Below are 26,183 nucleotides of genomic sequence, written 5' to 3'. Positions count from 1 at the left end.
AGGACTTTGAACAGACCATCGCATCGGCAACTGCGTGGCTGTTCATAGCTTCCATCCAGCTATTCGCGCGTCGCATCGCAAGACTATGAAATTTCATCGGATAATTATGAATCAGGCTCTGAGACGGGCACGGACAGTCACATCGATATTGCACGCGACAAGATCGACGAGCTTCGGCGGATTCACTGTTCCGTCGAGCAAAATCTGATCATCATCCAGATGCATCGCGATGACTTTGTTGAACGGCGCCAGCGAGCCCAATTTGGCCGAAAGAAACGACTTCACATCCTCGATCGACGGGCCGACACGTTTCTCGCCAGCCTGCGACACTTCGGCAGGCTGCGGCTTGGCGGCAGAAACCTCGCGACGCGAATTCCGCTCACCCCAGACGAGCGGCAGGTTTTTCGGCTGCAGGATTGGCCCCAACTCGGTGATAAGCTCTTCCCCCTCGGCGACGCGAAACTCAGGGATTGCCGCAAGCAGTTCTTCGATCGCCATGACCGATTCGCGCCGGGCCAGCGGCGCGCCGATACAGCGATGGATCCCGTAGGCGAACGTAATATGGCGAGGAGTCCGATCGAAATCGACGTCGAAGGGGCGTTCCCATGCCGCCGGATCGGTGTTGGCCAATGTCGTGGGCATGGCAATCTTGTCGCCCGGCATGATAGTGACACCGTGAAGGCTCGTTTGTTTGATACAGGTGCGGAAGGTCGTCACTGCGGCGTAGCGGCGGTACATTTCCTCAACCGCAGCGGGGATCAGGGAGGGATCGGCGCGCAGGCGGCGCTGGTCTGCGGGATGCTCGGCGAGATGACGGATCTGCCAGGCGATGTTGGTTGAAACGGTGTCGAGGCCGCCAATGAACAGGTTGAAACAGAGTCCGATCAGTTCGTCATCGTTGAGTTTGCGACCCTCGACCGTTGCAGTCACGGCGAAGCTGACCAGATCGTCGCCGGGATTTTTCCGGCGATCCTCGATCACTTCCCGCAGATAATCGACGGATAGTCGCGTTCCCCTGGCTACGTCTTCAATGTCCAGACTGTGGAGCAGCATGAACTCCCATTCGAGGAATTGCTCCATCCGCTCGCGCGGGAGCCCCATCAGATCGAGGAACACGATAATGGGAAACCGCAGCGCAAATGCGCCCATAAACTCGCATTCGTCGCCGTCCTTGAATTTCGCGATAGAGTCACGCGCCGCCTCGCGCACCCTGTCTTCCAGCGCGCGCATCCGGGCAGGCGTAAAAAGCGGGTTGAGCAGAGTCCGGTACATCGAATGCGCCGGCGGATCGATCTCGACCGGCACGAGACTCCAATTTTCACCGATCAGCATCGGGAAGGGAGAGAAGGCTTCACTCGAAAAATGTTCGGTGTCCATGTACAGGGCTTGCAGCGTTTCAAGACGCCGCGGGATCCAGACCGGCTGGAAGCCCGGATAGAAGTTGGTGGAATAGATCAGGTCCGGGCCATCGTGCAGAGCGGGAACCATGGAGTTGAACGGATTTTGCGATGTCTGCCCCCCCATGATGAAAGGATAGGTCTCACGCACCAGTTCGCCTGGAACATGGGCGGGCACATCGCTGGCCATCATTTGGGTGTCACTCATGCAAATCCTCAATTCCGTCGACGCGATCGACCGTTCGCTGATAGGCACTGGTGCCCGGGGCGAAAATCCCCGTTCGTTGTAGTGTTGACCTAGCTAAGCGACGACGCAGTGGACGGCCCTCCACCGGGCGACATCAAAGGAAGTGTGCGATGGATGATGTGGCCCCGATTGACCGGCGGACACGACGCAAGTCGAAAAAGGAGGGTTTGAAACATATATTGACGGCAGCAACCAATGAGTTCTGCCGCGCGGGCCTTGCAGGCGCCAAGCTTGACGTGATCGCGATGGAGGCGGGCGTATCCAAGCAGCTGATCCACCATTATTTTCGGACAAAGGCCGAACTTTATGCGGCGGTCATGGAGGAGGTTTCGGCGCAGGCGATCCAGCAACTTTCAATTCCCGATTATGAATCGCTTGGCCCAGAAGATGCGATCAGGGTGTTTCTTGGCGGTGTGTTCGACCTTTTCGTTCGCTGGCCTTTTCTCTCCGGGCTTTTCAATGACCAAAGCCTTTATGGCGGAGAGCATATTCCCGAGTGCCGCGAACTCAAACGACGCAGTCCCCAATTGATGGCGCGTCTTTCAACCATCTTCCGCGCTGGCCAGAGCGCGGGGACCTTCCGCAAGGAACTGGAGCCGGATGCAGTCTTCGCCGTCGCAATCATGGCGATGATCGGCAATTTCACGGGTGGCAAAATCATCGCGGGCTTCATTCCAGCCGATTTTTCGGCTCCCGAGCGTCTTGGCTTCTGGCGAACGTTCGCAGCCGATTTCGCGTTGAGTGCGATAGTGCGGTAGCGTCGATCTGCGGTAAAGCCTGGTCCATCTGGATGGCCAACGACGAGTTCAGCGTGTGCCCCACAGCTATGCCTGTCACCGATCCGAGCGTTGGGCGATAGCGACCTCCAATTTCGGTTGCTGTCTGCGGAGCCGGTTTCTGATTCAACCGCCCACTGTAGCATTCGAGCCTGGGATGTCCGCTCTATGACAGCGATACGCGCGATTTCTACCGAATAGCCGAGCCCCGACCAGCTTTTGGTAGCGGACCACACTTGCGTCGCCATCAGCAGCGGTTTCGCCTATGTCGCAAATCTCCTCAATGCCCTGCTCCCGTCAAAGGCTATGCGATCGGCAAATCGAGCGGCGGCGTCCGCGGCCGGGACTTGTCCATCTAGCTAGGCCCTTTCAGCAGGACTCATGGCTCGGTTACGACTTGCGCCGCGGAGCCAGAATCGGACCCGGTTTGCGGCCTCGCGATCGCCGGATATCCCGGCGTCGCGCCGCCTGCGTTTCCGTTCGCATCTGTGCGAGCACCTGGCGAAGGCCATGCAATTGATCCACGAGGTGGAGCACGATGTCGACGCCTTCGTCGTTCACGCCGAAGTCTCGCTTCAGATCATGTATGAGGCGCGCGCGGGCCGCGTCCATGTCGGTCAGGACGATGGTCGTGGATCGGCGCTCGCCAAGGAGCCATTCGCGATCGATCCACTGCTCGAGCGAGTGGAGTTCGATCCCCGAGCGGGATAGAAATTCGTCCAAGTCTATCATCGCGAGGCCTCACGAGGATTGAAATTCTTGCCGGCTTCCCAAGTCGAAACGAATTGTATGAGTTCCGGATCGGCCGGCTTGGGCAGCACGATCCTGAGCTTCACGAATTGATCGCCACGACCGCCGCCCAGCCGAGGGGCACCCTTGCCTTTGAGGCGCAGCGTGCTGCCACTGTTCGAATTGGCCGGCACGGTCATCGTCACATCACCGGTTGGCGTGGGAACGCGGATCTTGCCGCCGAGGACGGCTTCCCTCAGCGAGATCGGAACGTCGATCGTGATGTCGTCGCCATTGCGGAGGAAGCGTGGGTCGGATCGAACCTCGATCTCGATATATGCGTCTCCTGGGCCGCCCTTGCCGGCGCCAGGTGCGCCCTTGCCCTTGAGGCGCAGCGATTGACCATCAACGACGCCCGCCGGGATCGTCACGTCGAGCGTGCCGCCCGCTGGCAGGGTTATCCGCTGTGAACCGCCGGTGATCGACTCCACGAAGCTGACCGAAAGGCGATAGTGCAGGTCCTGCCCGCGGCGATTGGCGCGCGCCTGTGCGCTGCGACGGAAGAGTTCGGCGAACGGATCGTCGCCTGCGGCAAAATCCGCAAAGCCAGCGCTACTCGAATAATGGCCGGGGTCCGACCCGGCATAGTCACGATAATATTGCTGTTGGGGCCGCTCTGCGCCGGTCTCGTCGATCTCGCCCGTGTCGTAACGCCTGCGTTTCTCCGGGTTGCTCAGCAGATCGTAGGCGCCTGCGACTTGCTTGAACTTGTCCTCGGCCGACTTGTCGCCAGGGTTGAGGTCCGGATGGAGCTTCTTCGCGAGCTTGCGATACGCTTTCTGGATATCGTCCCCGCTCGCGGACGCGGCGACGCCGAGAACTTCATATGGATTGCTCACCTGTTACGCCTCCTGGCCGCGCTGAGGATCGGCGCGAACCCTTCCGCAGCATTCGCCGTCAGCCTCGGTATATCCATCTCCTGGCCGCATCCCCTCGTCACGCGGACTTCAGCCGCCTCAGGCCAAAGGCAAGTGAGATAAGGAAAACACCGCGGAAGAGAAAGCTGAAGCCGATGATCGCCGCCACGAAGGCAAGCCCTGCCAGCGGGCCGCTGATCACCAGATAGGTACCCAGCCCGATATCGACGACGCCGAGCAACAGCCTCCATCCCTTGTCATGCGTACCTTTCAGTCCATAGAAAAGCTGGGAAAATCCTGAGACGAACAGCCACAGCCCGATCGCCCAAGCGAGCGATGCGGCACCCTGGAATGGATCGAACAGCACGAAGAGGCCTGCGAGTACCGCCACGACGCCGAGGAGCAACTCCAGCACCTTCGATCGGGTGGAAAAGGCTGACAGTCCAGCGACTATCGCGATGACGCCATAGGCAAGCAATATCGCTCCGAAGATCACGCCGGCGGCAAAGCCCGTCGCGAGCGGGTTCAGGAAAGCCAGGATCCCGCCCAGGATCAGGAGCACGCCATAGGTCAGAACCCATCCCCAACCGGTGGATGCCGGAAACGGCGAACCCCAGACCCCCTTATTTGCTTCGTGCGCGCTCATAAGCTTTCTCCCTAATTCGTTCGGGCAATCCTTCGTCAACTGCTGCTGTCGCCCAATTCAGTCCCACGCTATTCCAGGCGGCCATCGTAACTCTTAGCCTAGATTCAGCACGAGTGCTCCGTCACCCTCATCGATATGGACGGTCGATCCGTCGCGGATCTCGCCCTGGAGGATCAAGTCGGCGAGCGGATCCTGGAGAAAGCGTTGCACCGCGCGTTTCAATGGCCGCGCGCCGTAGACCGGATCATAGCCGGCGCGGCCGAGCCAGGCGCGGGCCGCATCGGTGAGGTCGAGCGTGATCTTGCGGTCCTGGAGCAGCTTGCCGACGCGGGCGACCTGAATATCGACGATGGGCGCCATATGGTCGGCGCCCAGCCTGTGGAACAGAATAATCTCGTCGAGGCGGTTGAGGAATTCCGGTCGGAAATGGCCGCGGACGATTTCCATCACCTGGTCCTCGACCTTCTCGACCGATTCGTCGTCGGCGAGGCCCGCAATATACTGGCTGCCCAGATTGCTGGTCAGCACGATGATGGTGTTGGTGAAGTCGACCGTGCGGCCCTGGCCGTCGGTCAGCCGCCCGTCGTCGAGCACCTGCAGGAGAATGTTGAACACGTCGCCATGCGCCTTCTCGACCTCGTCGAAGAGGACGACCTGATAGGGGCGGCGGCGAACCGCTTCAGTCAGCACGCCGCCCTCTTCATAGCCCACGTAGCCCGGAGGGGCGCCGATCAGCCTGGCGACCGAGTGTTTCTCCATGAACTCGCTCATATCGATGCGAACCATCGCGTTGTCGTCGTCGAACAGGAAGCCGGCGAGCGCCTTGGTGAGCTCGGTCTTGCCGACGCCTGTGGGCCCTAGGAACAGGAATGAGCCCAGGGGCCGATTGGGGTCCTGCAGACCGGCACGCGCGCGGCGCACGGCGGTCGACACGGCGCGGACCGCATCGGCCTGGCCGATGACGCGCTTGCCGATCGTCTCTTCCATGGCGAGCAGCTTCTCGCGTTCGCCGGTCATCATTCGCTCGACCGGAATGCCGGTCCAGCGCGCGACGACGCCGGCGATGTCCTCCGCTGTCACCTCCTCGCGCAGCATTGCGCCTTCGGCTGCGCCCGCCGCATCGGCCAGCTGCTTTTCGAGCGTGGGAATGGTGCCGTATTGCAGTTCGCCTGCCTTGGCGAGGTCGCCCGAGCGCTGCGCCTGGTCGAGCTCGATGCGTGCAGCGTCGAGCTGTTCCTTGATACGGCTCTCACCCGCGATCTTTTCCTTCTCGGCCTGCCAGCGCGAGGTGAGTTCATCCGATTGCTGCTCGAGATTGGCGAGATCCTGCTCCAGCGTCTCCAGTCGGTCCTTCGACGCCTTGTCGGTCTCCTTTTTCAGCGCCTCCCGCTCGATCTTGAGCTGGATGATGCGCCGATCGAGATTCTCGATCTCCTCGGGCTTGGATTCGACTTCCATACGCAGGCGCGAGGCCGCCTCATCCATGAGGTCGATCGCCTTGTCCGGCAGGAAGCGGTCGGTGATGTAGCGGTGGGACAAGGTCGCCGCCGAGACCAGCGCGCCATCGGTGATGCGCACGCCATGGTGCAGCTCATATTTTTCCTTCAGGCCGCGCAGGATCGAGATGGTATCTTCGACCGTGGGCTCACCGACGAAGACGGGCTGGAAGCGCCGCTGGAGGGCTGGATCCTTCTCGACATGCTTGCGATATTCATCGAGCGTGGTCGCGCCGATGCAATGGAGTTCGCCGCGCGCGAGCGCGGGCTTGAGCAGGTTGGATGCGTCCATCGCGCCTTCGCCCTTGCCGGCGCCGATTAGCGTATGCATCTCGTCGATGAACAGGACGATATGGCCCTCGGCGGCCTTCACCTCATCGAGCACACCCTTCAGCCGCTCCTCGAACTCGCCGCGATATTTGGCCCCGGCGATCAGGCTGCCCATGTCGAGCGCCATCAGCGCGCGGTCCTTGAGCGTATCGGGCACGTCGCCATTGGCGATGCGCAGGGCGAGCCCTTCGGCGATCGCGGTCTTGCCGACGCCGGGTTCGCCGATGAGGACGGGATTGTTCTTCGTGCGCCTGGCAAGGATCTGGATGGTCCGACGGATCTCCTCATCGCGGCCGATGACCGGATCGAGCTTGCCTTCGCGGGCCGCTTCGGTGAGGTCGCGTGCGAACTTCTTGAGCGCGTCGTAGCGATCCTCGGCCGAGGCCGTGTCCGCGGTCTTTCCCTTGCGCAGCGCGCTGATCGCCGCATTCAGCGCTTCTGCCTTCAAGCCCGCTGAGGCCAGGGACTTGCCGGCCGCGGTGTTTGAGGCCAGCGCTAGCGCAAGAAGCAGCCGCTCGACGGTGACATAGCTGTCGCCCGCCTTCTGCGCGACCTGCTCGGCCTGATCGAGCACCCGCACAGCATCATTATCGAGGCTCGGGGCCGATTGCGCGCCGCTGCCTGAAACCGATGGCACCTTGGCGAGCGCGGCGTCGGTCTGCCGCGTCGCCACGGCGGGATCGCCGCCTGCCGCGCGGATGAGGCCGCTTGCCATGCCCTGCTCATCCTCGAGCAAAGCTTTCAGAAGATGTTCCGGGCTTATCCGCTGATGGCTCATGCGGATCGCGACGGTTTGCGCGCTCTGGAGGAAGCCCTTGGCGCGATCGGTGAATTTTTCGAGATTCATTGATTCCTCGTTTTTCCGTTTGGCGTGAGTACCGATCGCGTCTCACCCCATTGTCGGTTCGACGTCGCACGTGATGGCCAAGGGTTATCGAACCGATTCCAACACGGCCGATGAAGGCCCTATCGATTGGTTCGGCAAAGTCGGAGATTTCTTGGCATAGCGTGTTCCCCCTCTCTCGTTCGCTCAGAATTCTTGGCGCTTATCTTTCAAGCCGAAGCCCAGAAATATACGGGATGTTCCGATGGGCGCGGAATTCAGCCAAGTCCGGACCGGCGATGTTCATGGCTATCTGCCGATCGGCTGCCGCCGGACATGGCTGGAGAGAAGAGCGCTTGTGCTGCCCACCTCTGGCGAAATGGCTGCGACATGGCCGTGCCTCCTTTCTATGTCGCTCCTTTCCCATTGATGCGGACGCGCCGCAGGTGAAACCGGCCCGGCCCGGCCCGATCTGATCGTCGTTCCGATTATGGCGACTCGCAGCATCGCCCGGGGGACGGGGGGCAAATCCAGCGTCCGGCTGGCGGGAATAGAACAGCCATAAGGCGCCAGACCCGGCGTTCTGGCCCAATTGCGGGCCTCACGCTATCGATCGTGACGTCAGGTCGTTCGCGGCATCGCGCTTGGCGGTCTCGGACTTGCGCTCAGAATATCGATCGACAAGCTGCTCGGCATGGCCTCGGATCAGAATGGTGAACCGGATCAACTCTTCCATCACGTCGACAATGCGGTCGTAGTAGCTGGAAGGTCTCAAGCGGCCTGCCTCATCGAACTCCTTGAATGCCATTGCGATGCTCGATTGGTTCGGGATCGTGAACATCCTCATCCAGCGGCCGAGCAGACGCAGCGTGTTGACCGCGTTGAAAGACTGCGAGCCGCCTGAGACCTGCATCACCGCGAGCGTCCTTCCCTGGGTCGGGCGCATACCGCCAAACTCCAGCGGCAGATGGTCGACCTGCGCCTTCATGATGCCAGTGATCTGGCCATGACGCTCGGGACTGCACCACACCATGCCCTCGGACCAGAGCGCGTGCTGACGAAGTTCATGGACCGCCGGATGGTCGTCCCCCCTGATCTGATCCGGCAGCGGCAGGTCGCTCGGATCGAAGATCCGCACCTCGGCGCCGAACAGGATCAACAGGCGCGCCGCCTCCTCGACCACGAGTCGACTGAATGATCGCTCCCGCAGGGATCCGTAAAGCAGCAAGATGCGGGGCGGATGTTCGAGCGAACCGAGGCCGACGGCGGGACTAGGTCTAACGAGCGACCGATCGAGCGCCGGCAGGTCATCAGGGTCGGCAAGGGAACGAAGGCGCGACATCAGGCTACCCGACGCTCATACCAAGGGCGTGTCGCCTTCACGATTCTGACCACGGACAGCATGACCGGAACTTCGACCAGCACGCCGACGACGGTAGCAAGCGCTGCGCCGGAGTTGAGACCGAACAGACTGATCGCGGCAGCGACCGCCAGCTCGAAGAAGTTGGACGCGCCGATCAATGCGGCGGGGGCGGCAACGCACCATGCCACGCCGAACCGACGGCTCAGCCAATAGGCGAGCCCTGCGTTGAAATAGACCTGGATGAGAATCGGCACGGCGATCAGCGCGATCACCAGCGGATGAGCTATGATCGCCTGCCCCTGGAATCCGAACAGCAGCACCAGAGTCGTCAGCAACGCGACCAAAGATACTGGGCCAAGACGGCTGAGCAGCCGGTCAAGCGCGGGCTGTCCGCCCGACGAGAGCACGGCACCCCGAATGACCTGCGCGACGATCACCGGCACGACGATGTAGAGTAGGACCGAGATCAGCAGCGTGTCCCAGGGTACGGTGATCGATGCGACGCCGAGGAGAAGGCCGACCAGCGGGGCGAACGCGAACACCATGATGGTGTCGTTGAGCGCGACCTGGCTCAGCGTGTAGGTCGGGTCACCATCGCAGAGATTGGACCAGACGAACACCATCGCCGTGCAGGGCGCTGCGGCAAGCAGGATCAGTCCGGCGATATAGGAGCTGATCTCAGCCTCCGGCAACAGCGGCCGAAACAGCCAGCCCAGGAACAGGGTGCCGAGCAGCGCCATCGAGAAGGGCTTTACCGCCCAGTTGATGAACAGCGTTATGCCGACACCCTTCCAATGCTGCCTGACCGAACCAAGCGCGCCAAGATCGATCTTGAGCAGCATCGGGACGATCATCAGCCAGATCAGAACCGCAACGATGAGGTTGACCCGCGCAACCTCGGTTGACGCAATCACGCCGAACAGGCCGGGCAGTGCATAGCCGAGTGCGATGCCGACGATGATGCAAAGCGCTACCCAGACGCTGAGATAGCGTTCGAATGTGCTGATCGCCGGCCTGGCCGGCGCCAACGTTCCAGCAGTGGTGGCGTTCATGATGCGACCCGCTGGCCGCGGTCATCGACAATGCGTTCGCCATCTTCCTTCGCGAAGGCGCCACGCTGATCGCTCGGCAGCAGATCGAGCACCTCCTCGGAAGGGCGGCAGAGCTTGACGCCGAGCGGTGACACTACGATCGGGCGGTTGATCAAGATTGGATGCGCCATCATCGAATCGACAAGCTGCCCATCACTCAGCGACGGGTTATCGAGCCCCAACTCAGCGAAAGGCGTGCCCTTCTCGCGCAGCAAAGAGCGCGTGGTAATACCCATGCGCTCGATCAGCCACATAAGCATCGACCGCGACGGAGGAGTCTTCAGATAGTCGATCACACGCGGTTCGATTCCAGCATTGCGGATCATCGCCAGCGTGTTGCGGGAGGTGCCGCAATCGGGATTGTGGTAGATTATGATATCGACCGGCATCAGGCTGCGTCCCCGCGACGGCTGCTCGCGCCTTCGCCATGCCCGATCTCACGGACACGGGCCCGCAAAGCCATGGCGTCGAGCCTATCGAAGGGCAACGCCGCGAAGAGCTTTATGCGGTTCTCAAGATAGCGCAGCGCTGTCACGAACGCGCGCTCCCGCTCGATCTGCGAACCCTGGACGTGGCTTGGATCCTCGATCCCCCAATGGGCGGTGACAGGATGACCTGGCCAGATCGGGCAGACCTCGCCCGCCGCGTCGTCGCACACGGTGAACACGAAATCCATCACGGGCGCGCCAGGCACGGCGAACTCGTCCCAGCTCTTCGAACGGAGACCTTCTGTAGGATATTCAATCCGCTCGAGCAGAGCGAGCGCGTCAGGGTTGATCGCGCCCTTGGGGTAGCTCCCCGCCGAAAAGGCACGGAAGCGGCCGCCGCCCAGCTTGGTGAGCGCACTCTCCGCAAGGATCGAACGGGCCGAGTTGCCGGTGCACAGGAAGAGGACGTTGAAGATGCGGTCAGACATGGCAAACTCCATCAGCAGCAGGGGGCGAGTTCGGCGATCAGCGGCGCGCACAGCGCCGCGTTGCCGCCACAGCAATCCTTCACGAGAAACAGGGTCAGCGTCTTCAGCTGGTCCAGCTCGACGCGAAAGTTGACGACCCGGCTGCGCCGCTCGGATCGGATCAATCCGGCTCGTGAGAGCGTGGCCAGGTGAACCGACATGGTGTTCTGGGGAACGCCCAGCGCCTTGGCGATCTCGCCGACAGCGAGCCCATCGGGCTCGTGCCGGACCAGAAGCCGGAAGGCGTCAAGGCGGGTACCCTGCGCGAGAGCGCCCAAGGCGGCGATGGCTGAATCATTATCCATATATCTACACTAACGGACATATGGATAATGATCAACGACGACATTCACAGCGATTTACATGCTTTTCCAACATCCCCAGCCGGATCGCGGCCCCGCCGGGAGAGCCGCTCGGGTCGCTCAAGCGGCGCGAATCTCTTCGGCAGCGGCCTTCCCGACGGTACGGTCGTCCGCAACCGTCTCGAAGGAGACCTTCTTTAGGATCGGTCGCCGCGACGTCCAGCCTCTTGAGGACGCGTTCCCGGCGCCTCAGAGCGGCGGACGGCAGCCTCTTGCCTGGTGGATGCCGCGCAGGAAGCCCCGTCGCGCAAAACCCGCATCGATCGCGGTGTTGAGGCGACGCTGCGCCGGCGCCGCGCCGGTCGCCTCCCGCACCAGTCCCCGGAAGGGAATGAGCGAGTTCACCACCATCTGGCCGCCGGCCTCTGCAAATTTTCCGGCGCTGTTCTCTTGCTGTTTCGCACCGACAATGAAGTCCGGTCCAAGCACCGCGCTCAGTTCGGTTACCGCACGGGCCAGTTCGGTGCAGGCTCTAAGGCCGTCGAGGTTGTAGGGGTTCTCGCTCGCTCTTTCCAACACCGGCGGAATATTGGTCGCGGCCACACCGACGTCGCGAACCGGCTGGGTCACGATCTCGCCCGCCCTCCTGCCCGTCTGGTCTACCTTGCTTTCCGGCTGCGCGACGGGTGGCGCGGCTGCGCCGGTCTTGGGCGGCGGGCTATGGGGAATGCAGCCGGCCAGCAGAAGCGAAGCGATCAGCAGGGCGCAGAGCGGAACCCCGGCGGCTGCCGTCGACTTGCGTGGGCTGTAAGTGGGCAAGACCGTCATATCCGAAATATAGGGTTTTAGATGCGTCAGGCAGGTCCCTCTGTAAGGAATTCCCCTAAGTCCCAAGCGATGGGAGATTTCTGCCCACGATGAGGACCGGGCCATCGGTCCTTGCCAGAACTGCTTCGTACAGGACGTCATGTGGCGTTGGATGAAGCCCTCGGCAGCGCCTTCCTGCCGCGGCTGGCCACCGGCTTTGCTGCATCGGGATCATCGGCTATTCCGAGTTCCTCCTATATGTGCGGTACGGTTGACCAAATCGTTGGGCATGCTGCCGGTCCCCAAGCGCTTCCACCGCGGCAAGGAACCTTCCGCGTCGGCACCTGGGCTTCTGGCCGAAGGACGACCGCTGCGACAAGATTGTCGCTTCGCTTCCAGTGGAAGGACTATGAGGGACGGTGATCGCCGGGACCTACGTATGTATACGAATTCGTCCGGTTAAGAGCATGAGGCAGGCTCGGATCAGCCACAGATTTTCATATGGCTCGTGCAGAGTCGGCTCAAGCCGAGCGAAAGGCACGGCTCGATTTGCCATGGCGGCAGGAAAATACGGGAACGATCATGCGCGGCAGCTTCTTCTGGGGAATGGTGGTCGGAGCGGGTGGCGCCCTGGTGGCGTCGATCCCGTGGGAAACGACGAGGCCTGCGGCCAAACGGGCGCTGCGGGCCGGTCTTGCCGGCTATGCAGCAGTTCGCGGCGCGGCCGCGCGTTTCGCTGAAGATGTCGAGGATCTGGTCGCCGAGGTCGCCCATGAGATGAAGCAAACACCCGCGCCAGAGGCCGCTTCCGCAACCGCGGCCACGCAAGGAGCAGCCAGCCAGGAGAAGGACGCCGTCGATGGATCGCAGTCCAAAAGCTGAAACGACGCGAGGTCATCTCAAGCACCGTATGCCCGGACGCGTCCGGATCGTGCTCGATCGTCCCCTGCCCCACCGCGAGCGGCTTGAGTCGCTTGCTACGGCATTGGCCGCGATTCCGGGCATAGACTCCGCCGAGATCAGGCCGACAAGCGGCAGCATCGTTATCAGACACCGAGGCGATTTTGATGAGTTGCGGGAGTCGATCGCCAGGGAAGGCATCCAGTTTGCTTCGTCCATCACGCATCTTCAGCCGATTGATCCGATGGGCGCCGCCGCACGGCAGCTTGGTACGGTCGACGGAGCGATAGCGCGCCTGACGGACGGCCGTGCGGATCTGTGGAGCCTGGCTTTCGCGGGGCTTGTGGCCGGGGGTGTGATCCAGCTCGCAAGAGGCAGGGTTGCCGGACCGGCGCTGACCCTCCTCGGTCAGGCCGCCACCCTGACGATGGCCCGGCCACTGCGAACGTTCATTCGCTGAGTCCGTCGCAGTTCGCCGATGCCGAAAGAGGTCGCCGCCAGCCCGGCGGAGAGCGCCAAGTCGCCCGGACTCGGCACACCCAGCCCGAGCAGCGTTCGCAGTGGCCGGATCAGGAAAGGCGCGGCAAGCAGTCCGCAAGCCGCTGCCAATGCGCCGCCAAGCCGTGTCTCCGATACCACTCGACCTGCGACCGATCCGGGCGTCCGGTCACGCAGCCCCCAGGCGTGGGCAAACTGCGCCAGCGACAATGTTATGAAGGTCGCCGCGCGTGCCTGTGGTCCGGCGCCCTTGCGCGCCAACAGGATGAGATGGGCGGTCAACGCCGACGCAGCGAGGTGCGCGCCGTCGAATCCAAGATCCCGAAGCTCGTCGTGGCCGAACAGCGGCGCATCCGCAGTGCGCGGGGGGCGTGTCATCACGTCGCCTCGCGGCTCGGCCATCGCCAGCCCCAGACCTGGCATGATGTCCGTCACCAGATTGAGCCAGAACAACTCCATCGGCGTTTCGAGCCCGCCCCGGCCATGCAGGGTTTCGCCGAGCATGAGGAGCACCTCCGACAGGTTCGTCGACAGGAAATAGCGGGTGGCCGCGCCGATGCTGTCATCGGTCGCGCGCCCGCGGGCGATCGCCCGTGCCAACGCCCGTAAATCATCGTCGGCGATCACGATGTCCGCCACCTCGCGCGCGACATCGGTTCCCTGCCTTCCCATGGCGACGCCTACCGCAGCAGCCCTGAGCGCGGGACCGTCGTTGACGCCATCCCCGATCATCGCCACGCGCCGGCCCGCGCCCTGAAGCGCGCGGACGATGCGCAGCTTGTCACCAGGGCTGATACGGGCGAAGACCGACGTCCGGAGCGCCAAAGCGCCAAGCGCCTGATCGTCGAGATCCGCAAGGTTCGCGCCGTCCACGACGGGGATGATGCCGGTCCGTGACACGGCGACCGCTTCGGCGACCGAAAGCGCGGTGGCCGGCTGGTCTCCGGTGATAATGATCGTTCGAATGCCGGCGCGGTGAAAGATCTCGACCGCTTCCTGCGCCTCCGCGCGGACAGGGTCAGCGAGCGCCACGAGGCCCAGCCAGACGAGGTCGTCCGGCAATCCGTCGCGAAGATCACCTTCCTTCCTCGCAACGCCGAGCACCCGCAAGCCTTCCCGGGCGAGCGTCTCATTGGTGGCAAGGATCCGGTGACGCCGTTCCTCGTCGAGCGGCCGAAGCCCATCCTCCGTCAGTTCGTGGGCGGCAAGCGCGAGCAATTCGTCCGGCGCGCCCTTGACCGCGACATAATCCGCGCCGTTGCGGCGATGCGCTGTCGCCATCCATCGATGCGCCTGATCCCGGCTCTGGAGGCCCACTATCGGCGACTGTTGTTGGACGGCATCGGGGTCGATGCCGACGTCGCTGGAAAAGCGAAGAAGCGCCAGCTCGGTGGAGGATCCCGTCTGCATAGCCAGATTTGCCTCATTGCACAGCGCCACGGCCTCGGCGATGGCGCGCAGCAAATCTGTGTCCGAGCCATGGCCATGTCCGTCCGCCGAAGTCCGCCGAACCTCTTCTCCGATGGCGACCGCCACGACCGCCATCCTGTTCTCGGTCAAGGTTCCCGTCTTGTCGAGGCAGATGGTGTCGATGGTGCCCAGGGCCTCGACCGCGGGCAGCGCCCGAACAAAAGCCTGCTCGCGCTCCATCGCCCTTGCGCCCAGCGCAAGTGTCGTGGTCGCGATGGCCGGAAGACCCTCGGGAATGGCAGCGACGGCGAGCGCGACCGCGCTTCGCGCCATGGCCAGCAGTGGCTCGCCGCGCAGCAGCCCGACCAGGAACACAACGCTCGATGCGCCGACGCAGAGCAATGCGAGACGGCCGCTGAGGGACGAAAGCTCCTCCTCGATGACGGGTCGGGGCGGACGCGCCAGATCGATCAAGGCGCGGGTTCGTGCGGCCTCCGTGCCGCTGCCTGTACGAAAGACGACTGCGCGCCCGTCTCCACCGCTGACGATCGTTCCATCGTGGACGATATTGTGCCGGTCGGCGACTCCGGCCGGCGCCTGGTCCAGCACCTTGGCGTGCTTTCGAACTGGCAGGCTCTCGCCCGTCAGCGTCGATTCATCCACCGTCAGATCCCCGCATTCGAGAATTCGGGCATCGGCGGGCACGAACTGGCCCGGCGCGAGGACGAGGATATCGCCGGGCACGATCGTCGCGGCGAGCACCGTAAGGCGATTGCCGTCACGCTGGACCTCCGCCATATGCTCCGTCGGCCGCGACAGGCGGCGGATAAGGCGCTCCGTGGCATTTTCCGAAGAGAAGCCGATGGCGGCGTTGGCGAGTACGACGCCGATCGTCAAAGCGGCGTCCAGCAGGCCACCGGTGGCGAAGGAAAGAACCGCCGATCCGAACAGCAGCGCCACCGGCAAGCCCGTGAACTGCGCCGCGACCATATCCCGCTGCGAGCGGCCGAGCGGCGGCGGAGTCTGGTTCGGCCCGTAGACGGCGAGCCGGCGGCGCGCCTCGTTCGCAGAAAGACCGTCCGCCCCGCTACGCAACAGCTCGAGGATATCCTCACCCCGCGAACGGAAAATGGCGTCACTCTCCAGTGGCGGTTCGTCCAAAAGCCTCGGTCGCCGCGGACCGGAGCGGGAAAGCCGGTCATCTGGCTCGGCGGCCGCCTCGATCGGCGCCGATTCCTCCAACCAGGAGACGATGGCGGCAATGGTCACTGCGGGATCATGTTCGACAAGCATGCTGCCCAAGAAGGCATTGCCCTCCCCTACACGGCAACCGCGAGCCACCAATCTGCTTCGGAAACGCCGTAACGCGTCATCGGCAGGCCATGGAGAAAACCGCAATCGCGTTCGACCCGGAATGTGATGATGTATCGAAATCGCCACTGGTATTCGCGATCCTTTCATTCTTCCGGACGCTGCCCGGGAAGCATGACCAATCATATGTCCGCAGGCGTTACATCATCGAGAGACCGCAGCAGATTGGTATGTTCCCTCAACGTCGTCGCTTTGCGAGCCAGAGTTCACTGGTCCGCAGCCCCCGGCACCGCGCGGCAGAGTGGCGTGAGCAGATCGCCGCGGTCACATCCCCGGGGACGTGACCGCGGCACAAATTCCGACACAAGCGAGGCGGTCGCGGGCCATCACGAACTGAGCGTCTTGCGCCTCTCCGAAGTGGTGCGCGGGACTGATGACGCCCCATCCGGGGCTTTACGTAACGCACCGCGCAGTAGTGCCCGGTATCGGGAGCGATGCAATATCTCCTCTCCGAACGGAACGACATGACATACCGAAACACTGTTTCGGATTCAGGACAGCCGAAGATCCTGCTTGCAGAGGACGATCCCGCGGTCAGGCGATCGCTTCAGCTGGCCTTGCAGGCGCGGGGCTATGACGTCAGGGCGCACGCGACCGGAAAGACGCTGCTCGACGATCCGTTTTGCACAAGCGCTGCCTGCCTGGTGGCAGACTATCGGCTCGACGAACTCGACGGCTTCGAGATTTTGTCGCGCCTGCGTTCGCGGGATTGGAATGGACCCGCCATACTGATTACCGCCTACGCCGCCCTAGGCCTTCAGGAGCGAGCTGCCAGCCTCGGCTTTGGGGCGGTGATCGAGAAGCCGTTCCGCGAAGGAGCCGTCGGTGACACTATCGACCGTCTCTTGCATGCGCACCGTCAGTCAGGCGGAGCGCGTCACGATGGTCAGTGAAAGGGAGCCAATCACCAACCGCCTTTTGCTCTCGCTGCCTCCGGCAACGCTCGCACGGCTGACACCCGAGATGGAGCTTATTCGGACGGAGTCGGGGGCCGTCATCGATCATGTTAATGGGTTGATCCAGCATCTCTATTTCGTAAACCGGGGCATCATCTCGATGGTTAAGGTGATGCGCGACGGCCGCTCCGTCGAAGTGGGCGCGATCGGTCTCGAGGGCATCACCGATTCCAATGCGCTGTTCGGCGTCGATGTGGCGATCACCGAGACGATGGTGCAGGTGCCGGGCAGCGCGCTCAAGATCAGCCGAACTTTCCTTTCGCGCGAGCTCGAGCGGGATCGCGATCTGAGGCGGATGATGGAGCGGTACTGGCGCTTCGCCTTTGGCCAGCTCGCACAGACTGCGGCTTGTAACCGACTGCATACGCTCGAGGAGCGCTGCTGTCGTTGGCTGCTGACGAGCCATGACAGCGCGCTTGCCGACAGCTTTCCGCTCACGCACGAGTTCCTCGCGACGATGCTTGGAACAACCCGCTCCAGCGTCTCGCTGACCGCCAAGGTGCTCCATAGGGCGGGATACATCGACTATGTGCGTGGGATCATTACGATCGTCGACCGGGCGGGTCTCGAGGAGACCTCATGCGAATGCTACGCCGAGACCACCGCAGAGATGAATCGATTGTTCGGTCCGGAAACGCAGCCGAGCGGCTGATTTTTCGGGAAAGGTTCGGACACGCTCATGCTATGTTCGACATCGAACAGACGCGTGCGCGAACGGTCATCACTCTGTGCACTCCGACACGCTGAGTCGATAGGATAGCCGCCAGCGGCGCTCCGCTCACCCGTAGGCAGGTCGCTAGCGGGAGCGTTACAAATGGCGCGTGAGGGCGGGAACGGTCGGAGCGACTTCGAGAAGCAATCCTGGGCGCACAACCAAAATATCCTGCGCTTCCAGTCCCTTCTCCATAATGCCACCCATCTCGACAGGCATGATGAGATCCGCAAACTTCTTCGCGATGAGGAAGAGAAGCTGCGGTCGCTTGAGAAAGATGGGTGACTGCAAAAAGGGCAACGCGCAATGCCCAACGTCTGGGAGATAGCAGCGCCGAGCCTGACGATGTTCATCGCTTCGACGCGGTCCATTTCGGCGTCAATGAAGATTTTCCGGAACCGGTCGCGATCCAGTCTGGGTGACGTTCTGGATGCGGATCGGGCGGGAAGCATGACGGCCCGCTGGCGCCATGATGATGATGAGCGCCGACTTTGCGTCCTTTCGATCAGGCGCGGCCACGAATGACTGTCCAAGGCTATTCTGCCCGATCATGCTCGAACCCTCGTTCAAGCAGCTTCAAACGATCAACGATGGAAAAGAAGAAGGCGGTGGACCAGCCGATCAGAATTATTCCGCTGGCGCCCTCGATCGCGCCCAAGATGCGACTGCCCGGGGGAAGAACCAGATCTCCGTAGCCTATTGTCACATAGGTCGAGGTGGAGAAGTAAAGCGCCTGCTCGAAATCAGGAAAAGCGTTGAGCCACCGGTATACGCCCGCCCAGATCCAGATCTCGACCGAATGCAGCGCAAAGAGGCCGAACGCCGCTAAAAGGATCGCCGCTGTGTTGAACATCGCCGCCAGCATTCGGCTCGATGCGTGACGGTGTCGGCGCAGAATTGCAAGCAAGGCCCCAAGCCCCACGAGGTGCACCAGCACCGTCAGGGCGACGACCGCTGTTGCGATACCCAGTTGCGTGGACAATGTCATGGCAGTCGGATTGGCATGGACGGCCCGTCCCGCCCACGACAATCCATTCGATGGAGGCACGTTGGTCGGCGTAAGCCGGGCTTGCACCGGCATCCGTTTCTACGCCAGCGATGAGAGCCGGAACTATCGGTCATCGCCAGAACCGCTTCGTGTCGATCAGCGCGTCATGCGCGACCGCCGCAGCCTTCAACAGCGCCTTCTTCCGGGCGTTGACCAACAACATTGACGCATCGTGATCGTCAGCGATTCCTAGCGTTTCCAGCAGGCGCGGCGCCGTCGCCAGGTCGTTGAGCAGACCGAGCTGGTCCTGAAGCTCTTCCAGCGCCACGAGGAATCGCTCGTACCGCCGCCTCTCGTGCTTGCGCTCGAACAAGGTGGCGAAGAACTCGGCCCCATAGCGCAATTTCTTGACGTTCTTGCGGACCCGGTGCCGGGCGGCATCGGCCGCATGAGCGAGATCACCTCCCCCCTTCTTCACTTTGCGGCGAAAGCGGCCGAGCGCGGCGACCGCGAATTCTCGCGCCGGCTGATGGCGATCCGCCTCGGTGGCGGACACATGTAGCCAGTCGCCGTTCACAGTCCACTCCGCAAGATCGAGCATCAGCTTCCGCGCGCGCGATGACGCCAATGCATCCGCGACCTCGCCATAGGCCGCTTGGCGCGCCGCCTCGATGCGATCGTATAGTGGACCCGATCGGGCGCTTTCGAGCAACACATCAAGGTTGCGGGCGTCGCCAAGCTTCGAAGCGACCCACCGCAGCTCCTCGCCCAGCTTCACTTTCATGTCTCCGCCGATCAGCGGCTTGAAGATTGAGAAGCTTGATCGCAGGCGGCGCAACGCCACGCGCGCCTGATGCAGCGCCTCGGTGTCCCCGCCCGTCAGCAGCAGCGTCTCGTTCAGCCGGAACTGCCGCACGCAGCTCTGGACAATATGCTGGAACGCCTGGGCCGCCGTCATGTCGCTGGTTAGCGCTATCGGCTCGGCCTTGACCATCGTCGTGACCGGTCCGGTGAGCCGGTAGCCCCGCTCGGCCTTGGTCTGTACACTGAGCCGGACGGGCGCGACCGCATCGATGCGCCGGGCAAGCGTGAACAATGCGGCCGGATCGCCGGCCTTCAACTCCAGCTCGATCTCGCAGATCGGCGATGTTCGGTCCCCCGCCGCCGCCTCGCCGCGGTCCAGAACCACTTCAATCGTCGCGCCCTCCTGCCTCAGTATCCACGTGCGCCGCGCGATCCGCACCTCGAAGACCGAACCGACGCTATCGACCGCGCCGCCGATCATGGCCCGGACCGGCGTCGTATCATCGAGGATTGGCTTGTCGTCCTTGACGGCGCGTTCCCATTCGGAGCGCACGAACAGGCCCGCGGCACTGGCGCCATCCGCCTTCACGGTCTGCGTGCGCTTCCTGCCCGAACGGCGGATGCGAAGCGAAAACCCCTTCTTCGCCAGAGCATGATCCGGAGTGTCGAAATAGACCGACCCTTGCTCGATCTTTTCAGGATTGGCCGGCAGCAAAGCGGAAGCTTCGAACGCATCGGCGGCGTCCGGCGTCAGTTCGAGCTTCAGTTCGATTTCGTCCGCCATGCATGCCTTCTCTCACCGTTTCGTGATGTCATCTAGGAGCCGTCTGAACGCTAGGCCGCCTCGCGCAGATTCGGCCGATGGGCGTGGTCGATGTTCCCGCTGGGCACCGCAATTTGCAAAGGTCATCGGGGACAATTCTCCTCGCCCGGCACCGGCATGCCGCGGTCCCGATGGTAAACGTCGGGAAAATAGCGGATACCGCCTTCGCCGTCCGGTTCGGCCGTGAAATAGGCGACATAGACGGGAACCGGAGCAGCCATCGGTACGGTAGCCGTCCGCCCTGCCGCGACCATGGCATCCGTGCGCGCCCGGTCCCAGCCCGGCTCGGTCGCAAGAAGCGCCGTGGCGAGGCCGAGCGCGTCCCCGACCCGGACGCAGCCATGGCTGAAGGCGCGTACATCCTGCTCGAACAGGCCCTTGCTCGGTGTGTCGTGAAGATAAACGCTGTAAGGATTGGGCATGACGAGTTTCATCCGCCCGAGTGCATTGGTTGCGCCCGGGCGCTGTCGATACCGGCCACCCTGCACGACATAGCCCTTGCGCGCCGCCTCGGCAGGACGGTTGCGCACCAAAGCGCCGACGCTTTCCGCGACGATGCTCGACGGAATCTCCCACCAGGGGTTGAACGTCACACCTGTCACTGTTGCGGCGAATACCGGTGTCGGCGAGCCGGTCTTGCCGACGATTACCGCCCAGCGGCCGATTTGCTTCCGGCCGTCCCACAGCGTCGCTTCGAAGGCCGCGGTGTTAACCAGCAGGTAGCGGGCTCCGAGCACGCGCGGCATCCAGCGCCAACGATCGAGATTGGCGGCGATTGTCGCGCGCCGCGCAGGATCCTGCTCGTGCGAATAGGCTTTGCGAAGCGAATAATAAAAGGGATGCGAGGGGCGCGCCGTGCCGAACAGCCGGTCGAGGTCGTCTCGCGCCAACGACGCCGCCACCGCAGCAGCCGGTTCGGCCCCAAGCGGCTCCCCCGCGATGCGCCAACCGGTGCGCAGGGACGCATTGCAGCAACCCGTCCGGTGAGCCTGCAACAGCCGGATCGCTGCCGCCGTCGCCACCGTATCAAGGCGCACCTCTTCACCGGCCGCAATCGCCGCGCGGACCACGTGCGCTTCCTTGCTGACGGGCGCGAGGCCGTCGTCGGCAGCTGCGTCGAGCCATTCGACGAGGCGTTCGGCCTGCGCCTTGTGCCAATGCGGCGGGTTGGGGACGGATGCCGCGGGCAGGAAGCAGGCAAAGGCGAGAAGCAGGAATTTCTTCATGGCTTTTCCTGTCGAAAGCCGGGGCGTGACAACATAGGGAACAATACGGAGCCGTGTCCGCACCGAAGCCCACTCGATAGCTGCACAGGGGTATGGCGGTGACAGAGCCGTCGCGGTGGCCATGGCAGTCAAGCGAGCCGAACTGCGGAGCATCTCGGGACATATACTTATTCCGACGTCAAGGCTCGCGATGATAACCTCCCGGACATGAAGAGAATTGCGACCCTTACGATGAACCCGGCCATAGATGTGGCCTATGAGGCGGACCGCGTCTTTCACACTCACAAGATCCGGGCCCGCCAGGAACATTATGACCCGGGCGGCGGCGGCATCAATGTGGCGCGTGTCATCGCCCGGCTGGGTGGCACCGCGCGCGCGCACTATCTCGCGGGCGGCGCCACCGGCGCTACGCTCGATAGTCTTCTCGATCTTCACCAGATGGTTCGCTCCCGCATCCCGATCCAAGGCAACACCCGCATAAGCACGGCGGTCTATGAGCGGGAAACAGGCAAGGAATTCCGGTTCGTGCCGCGCGGCCCCGTCGTCACCGAGCAGGAATGGCAAGCATGCCTTGACCATCTCGACGGTATCGAATGTGATTATCTCGTCGCGAGCGGATCGCTGCCGCCGGGCGTGCCCGACGATTTCTACAGCCGCCTGCAGACGAAGACGCGGGCTCGCGGGATCGAGTTCATTCTAGACAGTTCGGGGGCCGCACTCCAGCAGGGCCTCGCCGCCGGCGGCATATTGCTGGTCAAGCCCAGTCTTGGCGAGCTTCAGCAGCTTGTAGGCCGTTCACTGGCAGATCGCAGCGACATCGCGACGGCAGCGTCGGACATCGTCCACAAGGACCAGGCCCAATATGTGGCTGTGACCATGGGCCATGAAGGCGGCCTCCTCGCGCAGCGCTCCGGTGTCCTCTGGCTGCCCGCAGTGCCCGTTGAAGCGAAGAGCGCAGTCGGCGCCGGCGATAGCTTTCTGGCGGCAATGACATTCGCGCTGGCTTGCGGCCGGGATCCGATGGACGCCTTTCGATATGGAATCGCGGCAGGCGCCGCCGCCGTCCTGACGCCGGGTACTGATCTTTGCCATCGGGATGAGGTGGAACGGCTGTACGTCCTTGTCGATCCGGGCGAAACGCTGGCGGAAGCTTCGACCAATATGGCAGCGCATAGCAGCCGGGCAGCGGAGGCACAGCGCGCGTGAGAGACAAGCGCCCTGCCTTGCTGCAACGGCAGGCAAATGATCGAGCGGACGGAGAGAGAAGATGAAAGCAAGCGATGTTATGAGCCTCGGGGCGGCGACGATCACGCATGATGCTTCGCTTGCGCAGGCGATACGAACCATGGCCAACCACCACATCAGCGCCCTGCCCGTGGTCGATCGGGGCGGGCAACTCCAGGGCATTATCTCCGAGGGGGATTTCTTCCGGCGTGAAGAGCGGCCGGCTCGGCTGACCGCGCTCTTCGGCGCAGATGCCAACGCGCGCATCAACGCGCTAGAATCCCGGACCGTCGGCGAGATTATGTCGCGCGACCCGATCACGATCGGATCCGATGCATCCATGGAGGAAGCGATCGAGCTCATGGAATGCCATGCTGTCAAACGGCTTCCTGTAGTGACGGACGGTCGGGTTGTAGGCCTGATCAGCCGTGCCGACGTGCTGCATGCCTTGGTCGCATAAGCAAAGCCCTCCAGCTCGCAAATTCCTGCCGCGTACATCCGTGCCAACCTTGATCCTCTTGGCGCGGTGCTCAGGCCTCGGGCTGACACGCTGAACGGCAGATCATGCCGTTACCTCTCGCGGCCGGCTACCGCCCGGCGCGAAAAATGCCTTTACGCCGGGTCGTTCTCTCGGCCCGGATAATCCTGGTCGGGAACGTCTGGAATGATCTCCGGCGGCTCGGAAAAAGGATCTTCCGCCGGACCGGGCCCAGGCGGAGCCTCCGGTGGCGACTGGGGTTCGATGGTGTCTGGCGGCGGGAATTCCGGCTGGGTCGCCATGCTGTTTCTCCTCATTTCGATCTTTGCCCGCAACTCGGGATTGGGGTCAGAAGTGCCGGGCGCCATCAGCCTGTGCCGGAATAGATTCGCACGACCTCGTCCAGCATCGCCAGAGCCTCGGAGCGAGGCCGCTGGAAGCTGTTGCGGCCGATGATCGAGCCGCTGCCGCCGCCATCACGTATCGCGCGGGCGTCCCGATACAGCGACTCTGCGTCCCTAGCCGCGCCTCCCGAGAAGAGCACGAGGCGACGCCCGGAAAAAGCGGCCTGGACGACGTGCCTTATCCTCTCGACCGGGTCGGACCATTGCCGGTCGGCATAGGCAGGCCTGGAGGCGTCCTGTTCGATATGCTCGCTGGGCAGCTTCACCTTCACGATATGGGCGCCCAGCGCGACAGCGATGTGTGCGGCATAGGCGATGATATCGAGCGCGGTCTCGCCCTGTTCGGAAATCAGCCCGCCACGCGGATAGGACCAGACAAGCAATGGAAGGCCGGCGGCGCGGGCCTCCTGGCCCACGATGCGCAACTCCTCGGCCTGGTCGATAAAGGCATCCGAACCAGGGTAGAGCGTGAATCCTACAGCGGCGCAGTTGAGGCGCACCGCGTCGTCCACGGTCGCGACGACCGCTTGATCCTTGATCACCGTGAGGCTGTTGGCGGCGTTCAGCTTGAGGATCGTGGGGATCTGTCCGGCGAACGAGTCAGCCCCGGCCGCGAGCATGCCGGCCGGTGCTGCAAAGGCAGACAGGCCCGCATCGATCGCGAGCCGAAAATGGTAGTGGGGATCGTAGGCGGCTGGATTGGCGGCAAAGCTTCGCGCCGGGCCGTGCTCGATCCCCTGGTCGACGGGAAGGATGATCAGACGGCCGCTGCCTCCTACCCGGCCATGCATGAGAATGCGCGCCAGGTTCAGCTTGATCTCGGCCGGTTCTCCTTCGTAGCGCGCGAGGATCTTGTGGACCGTGTCGGAAATATGCATCCGCACAGGGTGTTCACACTGAATATCCGGCTCGGGGAGGTCGTCGCCGTCTTGCGTATCCGTGACACTGGCTGTGATCACCGCACCCTCCAGCGCCGGCCGCCGGCGTCCGTCCTGGCGCTCTCGTGATCTGCGTACGGCGCGGTCACCTACGGGGTCGCCCGGCTGACGACGTTGGCGGTCCCGTCCGGCAGAACCTGGATGAGGTGCGCGACGCCGTCCTCGCATTGAGCGCGCCACATCGGCGCCTTTTCGCCAGTCGCGATCTGCTCGGCGCCGGTCACATTCTGGCACGGCAGACCCGCGTCCCGGATCGCGCGGAAGAAGACCGCATTCCGCTGACGTTCGGGTAGAGCCACGACCTCTGCGACATAATTGGTCACATTTCCGGCTACTTCCCTCGGCTCTGTTACAATTTTTTCGGCCGCATCGCAGGCGCAGAGCGCGAGGAGCGCTATACTTGTCAGGATCGTGCGCATCATGCTTCTCCGTTGTTGGACGCAGGATGATCGTTCGCCAGCTGTGCGCCTATGCGTAATTGACCGGATCGGAACATCGCGCAGGTTACGGGTCCGGCGAGCGTCGCGGGACAGATCGATATCAGCTGCGAACCGGCGCAATCTGGTGCGCAGCGACGCCTGTCCCCTCGAAGCTGGAAAGGTTCTCAATCGTCGCCGCCGCAATCGCGGTCAGAGCCTCGCCCGTGAAGAAGCCCTGGTGCCCGGTGACGAGAACGTTGGGGAATGTCAGCAGGCGCGCGAAAATATCGTCCTGGATCACGTCTTGCGACAGGTTCTCGAAGAAGAGCCCGTCCTCCTCCTCGTAGACGTCGAGCCCTAGATAGCCGATCACACCCGTCTTCAACCCATCGATCATCGCCTGCGTATCGATGACCCCGCCCCGGCTTGTGTTGATCAGCATGACGCCGCGCTTCATCCGGGCGACGGCGCGGCTATCGATGATATGCCGGGTTTCCGGCAGGAGCGGACAGTGCAGCGTGATGATGTCGGATGCAGCCAGCAACGCATCCAGCTCCACATAAATGCCACCCATGGCGACAATTTCGGCGTTCGCGGTGGGGTCACAGGCGAGAATATGGCAACCGAAACCGTTGAGAATGCGCGCTACGACTGCCCCGATTTTTCCGGTTCCGACGATGCCGACCTTCCGCCCGTTCAGATCGAACCCCAGCAGTCCTTCGAGCGAGAAATTGCCTTCGCGCACTCGGGCATAGGCCTTGTGGATCTTGCGGTCGAGGGACAGGATGAGGGCGAGCGTATGTTCCGCGATCGCTTGGGGCGAATAGGCCGGAACCCTTGCTACCGGGAGTTTCAGCGCATCTGCGGCGAGAAGATCGACATTGTTGAATCCCGCGCTGCGTAGCACGACGAGCTTAATCCCGAGCACGGCAAGACGTTCCAGCACCAGGCGATCAAGGCAATCATTCACGAAGGCGCAGACGGCGCCGGATCCGGCGGCAAGCGGCGCAGTCTCGACGCTGAGCCGCGCTTCCAGGAAAGCGAGATCGTGCGGAAAGCCGGCCGCAGCGTTGCCAACCTCGAGGAACTGCCGGTCATAGGGCTTGGTACTGAAAACGGCCACCCGCATCATGTGACTCCCTGAAAAGCATGC

The 26,183-nt window shown here is 62.9% G+C and carries 27 protein-coding genes and 1 pseudogene; 9 read left to right on the top strand and 19 right to left on the bottom strand.

The window, feature by feature from the left end; genetic code table 11:
* Nucleotides 1-89: pseudogene (locus tag HHL08_RS09685) on the top strand (IS5/IS1182 family transposase); the annotation flags it as partial.
* 22 nt (nt 90-111) lie between these two features.
* Here HHL08_RS09685 and HHL08_RS09680 read toward each other — a convergent pair.
* Nucleotides 112-1,605 carry a cytochrome P450 gene (locus tag HHL08_RS09680; protein ID WP_235955006.1) on the bottom strand — a complete coding sequence of 498 codons (1,494 nt, stop codon included), beginning with the start codon at nt 1,603-1,605 and terminating at the stop codon, nt 112-114.
* Nucleotides 1,606-1,754: 149 nt separating this feature from the next.
* Between HHL08_RS09680 and HHL08_RS09675 the strand changes: the two genes are divergently transcribed.
* Nucleotides 1,755-2,402 carry a TetR/AcrR family transcriptional regulator gene (locus tag HHL08_RS09675; RefSeq protein WP_169572621.1) on the top strand — a complete coding sequence of 216 codons (648 nt, stop codon included), beginning with the start codon at nt 1,755-1,757 and terminating at the stop codon, nt 2,400-2,402.
* A 408-nt stretch (nt 2,403-2,810) separates the two neighbouring features.
* On the opposite strand, the gene HHL08_RS09670 is transcribed toward HHL08_RS09675, so the two are convergent.
* The 10 genes from HHL08_RS09670 to HHL08_RS09625 all read right to left on the bottom strand — a co-directional run bounded on the left by HHL08_RS09670 (nt 2,811) and on the right by HHL08_RS09625 (nt 11,900).
* Nucleotides 2,811-3,152, bottom strand: coding sequence for a chaperone modulator CbpM (locus tag HHL08_RS09670; protein ID WP_169572619.1), 342 nt, complete (start codon nt 3,150-3,152; stop codon nt 2,811-2,813).
* A complete protein-coding gene (locus HHL08_RS26120; RefSeq protein ID WP_169572617.1) occupies nt 3,149-4,048 on the bottom strand; it encodes a DnaJ C-terminal domain-containing protein in 900 nt (299 codons plus the stop codon). The genes HHL08_RS09670 and HHL08_RS26120 overlap by 4 nt, the downstream gene beginning before the upstream one ends.
* 97 nt (nt 4,049-4,145) lie before the next feature.
* Entirely contained in the window at nt 4,146-4,751 is a 606-nt protein-coding gene (locus tag HHL08_RS09660; RefSeq protein WP_235209774.1) for an HdeD family acid-resistance protein, read from the bottom strand.
* 54 nt (nt 4,752-4,805) lie between these two features.
* Nucleotides 4,806-7,385: an ATP-dependent chaperone ClpB gene (gene clpB, locus HHL08_RS09655; RefSeq protein ID WP_169572615.1), complete on the bottom strand. Its 2,580-nt coding sequence runs from the start codon at nt 7,383-7,385 to the stop codon at nt 4,806-4,808.
* 577 nt (nt 7,386-7,962) lie between these two features.
* Nucleotides 7,963-8,703: an arsenical resistance protein ArsH gene (arsH, locus tag HHL08_RS09650; RefSeq protein WP_048577517.1), complete on the bottom strand. Its 741-nt coding sequence runs from the start codon at nt 8,701-8,703 to the stop codon at nt 7,963-7,965.
* Entirely contained in the window at nt 8,703-9,776 is a 1,074-nt protein-coding gene (gene arsB / locus HHL08_RS09645) for an ACR3 family arsenite efflux transporter (protein ID WP_048577518.1), read from the bottom strand. Before arsB ends, arsH begins: the two co-directional genes overlap by 1 nt.
* Nucleotides 9,773-10,204 carry an arsenate reductase (glutaredoxin) gene (gene arsC / locus HHL08_RS09640; RefSeq protein WP_048577519.1) on the bottom strand — a complete coding sequence of 144 codons (432 nt, stop codon included), beginning with the start codon at nt 10,202-10,204 and terminating at the stop codon, nt 9,773-9,775. Before arsC ends, arsB begins: the two co-directional genes overlap by 4 nt.
* Nucleotides 10,204-10,731, bottom strand: coding sequence for an arsenate reductase ArsC (locus HHL08_RS09635; RefSeq protein ID WP_043152291.1), 528 nt, complete (start codon nt 10,729-10,731; stop codon nt 10,204-10,206). Before HHL08_RS09635 ends, arsC begins: the two co-directional genes overlap by 1 nt.
* An 11-nt stretch (nt 10,732-10,742) precedes the next feature.
* A complete protein-coding gene (locus tag HHL08_RS09630) occupies nt 10,743-11,075 on the bottom strand; it encodes an ArsR/SmtB family transcription factor (RefSeq protein ID WP_169572613.1) in 333 nt (110 codons plus the stop codon).
* Between the two features lie 246 nt (nt 11,076-11,321).
* Complete coding sequence (locus HHL08_RS09625) at nt 11,322-11,900, bottom strand: hypothetical protein (protein WP_235955005.1); 579 nt, start codon at nt 11,898-11,900, stop codon at nt 11,322-11,324.
* A 561-nt stretch (nt 11,901-12,461) separates the two neighbouring features.
* Between HHL08_RS09625 and HHL08_RS09620 the strand changes: the two genes are divergently transcribed.
* Both HHL08_RS09620 and HHL08_RS09615 read left to right on the top strand, forming a co-directional pair.
* A complete protein-coding gene (locus HHL08_RS09620) occupies nt 12,462-12,761 on the top strand; it encodes a DUF5132 domain-containing protein (protein ID WP_043152238.1) in 300 nt (99 codons plus the stop codon).
* Nucleotides 12,739-13,239, top strand: a complete 501-nt coding sequence (locus HHL08_RS09615) for a hypothetical protein (RefSeq protein ID WP_148564770.1) — start codon at nt 12,739-12,741, stop codon at nt 13,237-13,239. Before HHL08_RS09620 ends, HHL08_RS09615 begins: the two co-directional genes overlap by 23 nt.
* Here HHL08_RS09615 and HHL08_RS09610 read toward each other — a convergent pair.
* Nucleotides 13,188-15,980 carry a cation-translocating P-type ATPase gene (locus tag HHL08_RS09610; RefSeq protein ID WP_169572611.1) on the bottom strand — a complete coding sequence of 931 codons (2,793 nt, stop codon included), beginning with the start codon at nt 15,978-15,980 and terminating at the stop codon, nt 13,188-13,190. The two genes, HHL08_RS09615 and HHL08_RS09610, sit on opposite strands and share 52 nt — an antisense overlap.
* Before the next feature lie 512 nt (nt 15,981-16,492).
* Between HHL08_RS09610 and HHL08_RS09605 the strand changes: the two genes are divergently transcribed.
* From HHL08_RS09605 to HHL08_RS09595, 3 genes are all read left to right on the top strand, one after another.
* Nucleotides 16,493-16,951 (top strand): response regulator, encoded by a 459-nt coding sequence (locus HHL08_RS09605; protein WP_328804629.1) that lies wholly within the window; start codon nt 16,493-16,495, stop codon nt 16,949-16,951.
* On the top strand, nt 16,908-17,666 hold the full coding sequence (locus tag HHL08_RS09600) for a Crp/Fnr family transcriptional regulator (protein WP_048577524.1): 759 nt from the start codon (nt 16,908-16,910) through the stop codon (nt 17,664-17,666). Before HHL08_RS09605 ends, HHL08_RS09600 begins: the two co-directional genes overlap by 44 nt.
* A 162-nt stretch (nt 17,667-17,828) precedes the next feature.
* Nucleotides 17,829-18,011, top strand: a complete 183-nt coding sequence (locus HHL08_RS09595; RefSeq protein ID WP_048577525.1) for a hypothetical protein — start codon at nt 17,829-17,831, stop codon at nt 18,009-18,011.
* Nucleotides 18,012-18,261: 250 nt separating this feature from the next.
* Here the strand turns inward: HHL08_RS09595 and HHL08_RS09590 are convergent, their stop codons facing one another.
* From HHL08_RS09590 to HHL08_RS09580, 3 genes are all read right to left on the bottom strand, one after another.
* The gene (locus HHL08_RS09590; protein ID WP_048577527.1) at nt 18,262-18,714 is read right to left on the bottom strand and encodes a potassium channel family protein; all 453 of its coding nucleotides are present in this window, start codon (nt 18,712-18,714) and stop codon (nt 18,262-18,264) included.
* A gap of 130 nt (nt 18,715-18,844) precedes the next feature.
* Entirely contained in the window at nt 18,845-20,302 is a 1,458-nt protein-coding gene (locus HHL08_RS09585) for a CYTH and CHAD domain-containing protein (RefSeq protein ID WP_048577528.1), read from the bottom strand.
* A 122-nt stretch (nt 20,303-20,424) separates the two neighbouring features.
* Nucleotides 20,425-21,567 carry a L,D-transpeptidase family protein gene (locus HHL08_RS09580; protein ID WP_169572609.1) on the bottom strand — a complete coding sequence of 381 codons (1,143 nt, stop codon included), beginning with the start codon at nt 21,565-21,567 and terminating at the stop codon, nt 20,425-20,427.
* A 207-nt stretch (nt 21,568-21,774) separates the two neighbouring features.
* Here HHL08_RS09580 and HHL08_RS09575 point away from each other — a divergent pair, with 207 nt between their 5' ends.
* Together HHL08_RS09575 and HHL08_RS09570 are read left to right on the top strand one after the other, a co-directional pair.
* Nucleotides 21,775-22,773: a 1-phosphofructokinase family hexose kinase gene (locus HHL08_RS09575; RefSeq protein WP_048577529.1), complete on the top strand. Its 999-nt coding sequence runs from the start codon at nt 21,775-21,777 to the stop codon at nt 22,771-22,773.
* A 61-nt stretch (nt 22,774-22,834) separates the two neighbouring features.
* Entirely contained in the window at nt 22,835-23,251 is a 417-nt protein-coding gene (locus HHL08_RS09570) for a CBS domain-containing protein (RefSeq protein WP_043152282.1), read from the top strand.
* A gap of 152 nt (nt 23,252-23,403) precedes the next feature.
* Here the strand turns inward: HHL08_RS09570 and HHL08_RS09565 are convergent, their stop codons facing one another.
* From HHL08_RS09565 to HHL08_RS09550, 4 genes are all read right to left on the bottom strand, one after another.
* Nucleotides 23,404-23,571: a hypothetical protein gene (locus HHL08_RS09565; protein ID WP_169572607.1), complete on the bottom strand. Its 168-nt coding sequence runs from the start codon at nt 23,569-23,571 to the stop codon at nt 23,404-23,406.
* A 65-nt stretch (nt 23,572-23,636) separates the two neighbouring features.
* Entirely contained in the window at nt 23,637-24,551 is a 915-nt protein-coding gene (locus HHL08_RS09560) for a class I fructose-bisphosphate aldolase (RefSeq protein WP_048577531.1), read from the bottom strand.
* 149 nt (nt 24,552-24,700) lie between these two features.
* A complete protein-coding gene (locus tag HHL08_RS09555) occupies nt 24,701-25,033 on the bottom strand; it encodes a hypothetical protein (protein WP_148564772.1) in 333 nt (110 codons plus the stop codon).
* A 118-nt stretch (nt 25,034-25,151) separates the two neighbouring features.
* A complete protein-coding gene (locus HHL08_RS09550) occupies nt 25,152-26,159 on the bottom strand; it encodes a 2-hydroxyacid dehydrogenase (protein ID WP_169572674.1) in 1,008 nt (335 codons plus the stop codon).
* Nucleotides 26,160-26,183 lie beyond the last annotated feature (24 nt).

Source organism: Sphingobium psychrophilum (genome assembly GCF_012927105.1).
GTDB lineage: Bacteria > Pseudomonadota > Alphaproteobacteria > Sphingomonadales > Sphingomonadaceae > Sphingobium > Sphingobium psychrophilum.
This window is presented reverse-complemented; position numbering and strand designations above follow the sequence as displayed.

Bases quoted from the DNA above. Each gene is read 5' to 3' on its own strand.
- HHL08_RS09565 (WP_169572607.1), bottom strand. From the start codon at position 23,571: ATGGCGACCCAGCCGGAATTCCCGCCGCCAGACACCATCGAACCCCAG.
- HHL08_RS09675 (WP_169572621.1), top strand. From the start codon at position 1,755: ATGGATGATGTGGCCCCGATTGACCGGCGGACACGACGCAAGTCGAAA.
- HHL08_RS09575 (WP_048577529.1), top strand. From the start codon at position 21,775: ATGAAGAGAATTGCGACCCTTACGATGAACCCGGCCATAGATGTGGCC.
- HHL08_RS09560 (WP_048577531.1), bottom strand. From the start codon at position 24,551: ATGCATATTTCCGACACGGTCCACAAGATCCTCGCGCGCTACGAAGGA.
- HHL08_RS09555 (WP_148564772.1), bottom strand. From the start codon at position 25,033: ATGATGCGCACGATCCTGACAAGTATAGCGCTCCTCGCGCTCTGCGCC.
- HHL08_RS09595 (WP_048577525.1), top strand. From the start codon at position 17,829: ATGGCGCGTGAGGGCGGGAACGGTCGGAGCGACTTCGAGAAGCAATCC.
- HHL08_RS09580 (WP_169572609.1), bottom strand. From the start codon at position 21,567: ATGAAGAAATTCCTGCTTCTCGCCTTTGCCTGCTTCCTGCCCGCGGCA.
- HHL08_RS09670 (WP_169572619.1), bottom strand. From the start codon at position 3,152: ATGATAGACTTGGACGAATTTCTATCCCGCTCGGGGATCGAACTCCAC.
- HHL08_RS09605 (WP_328804629.1), top strand. From the start codon at position 16,493: ATGCAATATCTCCTCTCCGAACGGAACGACATGACATACCGAAACACT.
- HHL08_RS09615 (WP_148564770.1), top strand. From the start codon at position 12,739: ATGGATCGCAGTCCAAAAGCTGAAACGACGCGAGGTCATCTCAAGCAC.
- arsB (WP_048577518.1), bottom strand. From the start codon at position 9,776: ATGAACGCCACCACTGCTGGAACGTTGGCGCCGGCCAGGCCGGCGATC.
- HHL08_RS09630 (WP_169572613.1), bottom strand. From the start codon at position 11,075: ATGGATAATGATTCAGCCATCGCCGCCTTGGGCGCTCTCGCGCAGGGT.
- HHL08_RS09590 (WP_048577527.1), bottom strand. From the start codon at position 18,714: ATGACATTGTCCACGCAACTGGGTATCGCAACAGCGGTCGTCGCCCTG.
- HHL08_RS09570 (WP_043152282.1), top strand. From the start codon at position 22,835: ATGAAAGCAAGCGATGTTATGAGCCTCGGGGCGGCGACGATCACGCAT.
- HHL08_RS09610 (WP_169572611.1), bottom strand. From the start codon at position 15,980: ATGCTTGTCGAACATGATCCCGCAGTGACCATTGCCGCCATCGTCTCC.
- HHL08_RS09550 (WP_169572674.1), bottom strand. From the start codon at position 26,159: ATGCGGGTGGCCGTTTTCAGTACCAAGCCCTATGACCGGCAGTTCCTC.
- clpB (WP_169572615.1), bottom strand. From the start codon at position 7,385: ATGAATCTCGAAAAATTCACCGATCGCGCCAAGGGCTTCCTCCAGAGC.
- HHL08_RS09680 (WP_235955006.1), bottom strand. From the start codon at position 1,605: ATGAGTGACACCCAAATGATGGCCAGCGATGTGCCCGCCCATGTTCCA.
- HHL08_RS09620 (WP_043152238.1), top strand. From the start codon at position 12,462: ATGCGCGGCAGCTTCTTCTGGGGAATGGTGGTCGGAGCGGGTGGCGCC.
- HHL08_RS09585 (WP_048577528.1), bottom strand. From the start codon at position 20,302: ATGGCGGACGAAATCGAACTGAAGCTCGAACTGACGCCGGACGCCGCC.
- HHL08_RS09625 (WP_235955005.1), bottom strand. From the start codon at position 11,900: ATGACGGTCTTGCCCACTTACAGCCCACGCAAGTCGACGGCAGCCGCC.
- arsC (WP_048577519.1), bottom strand. From the start codon at position 10,204: ATGCCGGTCGATATCATAATCTACCACAATCCCGATTGCGGCACCTCC.
- arsH (WP_048577517.1), bottom strand. From the start codon at position 8,703: ATGTCGCGCCTTCGTTCCCTTGCCGACCCTGATGACCTGCCGGCGCTC.
- HHL08_RS09600 (WP_048577524.1), top strand. From the start codon at position 16,908: ATGCGCACCGTCAGTCAGGCGGAGCGCGTCACGATGGTCAGTGAAAGG.
- HHL08_RS09635 (WP_043152291.1), bottom strand. From the start codon at position 10,731: ATGTCTGACCGCATCTTCAACGTCCTCTTCCTGTGCACCGGCAACTCG.